This is a genomic window from Pseudomonas sp. NPDC089406, assembly GCF_044900265.1.
In the GTDB taxonomy this organism is placed as follows: Bacteria; Pseudomonadota; Gammaproteobacteria; order Pseudomonadales; family Pseudomonadaceae; genus Aquipseudomonas; species Aquipseudomonas fakonensis.
On the sequence record NZ_JBJDNC010000086.1, the window covers coordinates 1 to 1,835 of the forward strand.

Annotated in this window: 2 protein-coding genes; both read right to left on the minus strand. The window is 65.0% G+C overall.

The genetic code is table 11. From position 1 onward, the window contains the following. Positions 1-162 precede the first annotated feature (162 nt). Positions 163-351: a hypothetical protein gene (locus ACI2KK_RS28925; RefSeq protein WP_404671640.1), complete on the minus strand. Its 189-nt coding sequence runs from the start codon at positions 349-351 to the stop codon at positions 163-165. Continuing rightward, the gene (locus ACI2KK_RS28930) at positions 348-1,475 is read right to left on the minus strand and encodes a PepSY-associated TM helix domain-containing protein (RefSeq protein WP_404671641.1); all 1,128 of its coding nucleotides are present in this window, start codon (positions 1,473-1,475) and stop codon (positions 348-350) included. The genes ACI2KK_RS28925 and ACI2KK_RS28930 overlap by 4 nt, the downstream gene beginning before the upstream one ends. Positions 1,476-1,835: the final 360 nt, after the last annotated feature.

The following is a 1,835-nucleotide window of genomic DNA, read 5'->3' on the forward strand; positions in this document are numbered from 1 at the left end:
ACCGTATCAAGCTGAGGCTTAATGGCCTGAGCCCTGTTGAGTACAGGACTCAGGCTGCTGCCTAGAGCTGTCCAACTTTTTGGGGGCAGTCCAGGTGCCGGCGCGCGCTTGCGGCCCTAGCTCCCTGCGCGACAGCGCAGCCCGAAAGGGCTGGGTGATCTCCTACAAAGGCCCGCGATTGCCCCGCCGCCACGCACGTACTGCCCACACCACCAGCAACGGCAACCCCAGCGCCAGCCACGACACCACGTCGTACAGCCCGTCCCCCAGCAGCGCCGACAACAACCCCAGCGCCGCCAGCAGGCCGATCAGCAGCGGCCAGCGAAAGATCATCCACAACCCGCGCCTCATGCCCTGGCCTCCTGCTCTGCGGCAAACACCGGCACCTGGCGACGGCGCCCCCACCACAGGTAGACGCCGCTGCCCAGCACCAGGATGGCGATCACATCCAGCACCGCCCAGACGATCTTCAGCGGCAGCCGCCCATAGTCACCAAAGTGCAGCGGCTGGGAAATAAGCAGTGCGCGCACGTACAAGGGCATGTCGCGCATGTCGGTCAATTGCCCGGTCTGGGCGTCGATCAACGCGGGCTTGAGCAGTTTCGAAGTGACCGGGGTCTTGCCGCGCATGAACACCGCGTAGTGGTGCTGGCTGCTGAACAAGGTGCCGGGGAAGGCGACGAATACCGGCTCAAGCTCGGGCGCTGCGGCCCGCGCCGTTTCCAGCGCCGCATGCAACGAGCCGAGGGTCTTCAGTGGCGGCGCATCTTTATAAGGGGCGGTCATTTCGGCCAGCTGGCCGTTCTGCCATAACCCGACGATGGGCAGCGCCAGGGTGTTGACCACCCCGGTGACCCCCACCACCAGCACCCACACCAGGGTCACCATGCCCAGCACGTTGTGCAGGTCGAGCCACTGCAGGCGGCGGCTGCGCCCGGTGCGCACAGTGGCGAATTCGAGCTTGCGCATGAACGGGGTATAGACCACCACACCCGAGACCAGCGAGGCCACCAGCAACAGCCCCATCGCCCCCAGCAGCAGGTAGCCGGGCAGGCCAAGGAACAGGTCGGTGTGCAAGCGCAGCATCACATCCATGAAGCCGGTTTCGGGCGGTTCGGGGGCAAACAACTCGCCGCTGCGTTTGTCGAACAGGTGCACATGACCATCCAGCGGTGGCGGCACCAGGGTCTTGCCGGTGAATACCGCGCCGTAGGGGTCGTCCGGGTCCAGGCCGACGAAACGCACCACCTCGTCCGGGCGCGCCGCGAGCGCCCCGGCAACCACTTTGTCGTAGTCGATGGGTGGGGCATCGGCCGGCAGCACCTTGGGCGCCGGGTGCGGGTCGAAGGCGGCTTCGATCTCTTCGTGGAAGATCAGCGGCAGGCCGGTCAGGCACAGCATCAGCAGGAACAGGGTACAGACCAGGCTGGTCCACTTGTGCACCAGGTACCAGGTTCTCAGGGCTTGGCGGGTCATGCGCGGTGATCCTTCGCTGCGGCTAAACGTCGACGGGGGGCACAGAGTACCTGTGCAGTTGCGGCGGGCGCCAGATGCGCGGTTGTTTGGCGGTGGATGCGTGCTGAAATTGGGCGGGTGGGTAGGGAGTGCATGTGCCCTGCTCGCTCCTGCGTCTTGTGCTGTTTGCGGTTACTGGGGGGCTGTGGCCTACGGAGGTGGGTTCGGGGCTTATGGTTATTGCTTTGGGAGATGTATGCGCATTCATTGACGATGGCGGCTTTTAGTCACCTTTCCGCCCTTACGGCGGCCTACTTTGGTCTTGGCCAAAGTAGGCAAAGCCGCCTGCTCCCATCATCCGGCCCCCTACGCTGCGCTTCG

Coding starts and splice junctions, on each gene's coding strand:
- ACI2KK_RS28925 (WP_404671640.1), bottom strand. CDS start 351: ATGAGGCGCGGGTTGTGGATGATCTTTCGCTGGCCGCTGCTGATCGGC.
- ACI2KK_RS28930 (WP_404671641.1), bottom strand. CDS start 1,475: ATGACCCGCCAAGCCCTGAGAACCTGGTACCTGGTGCACAAGTGGACC.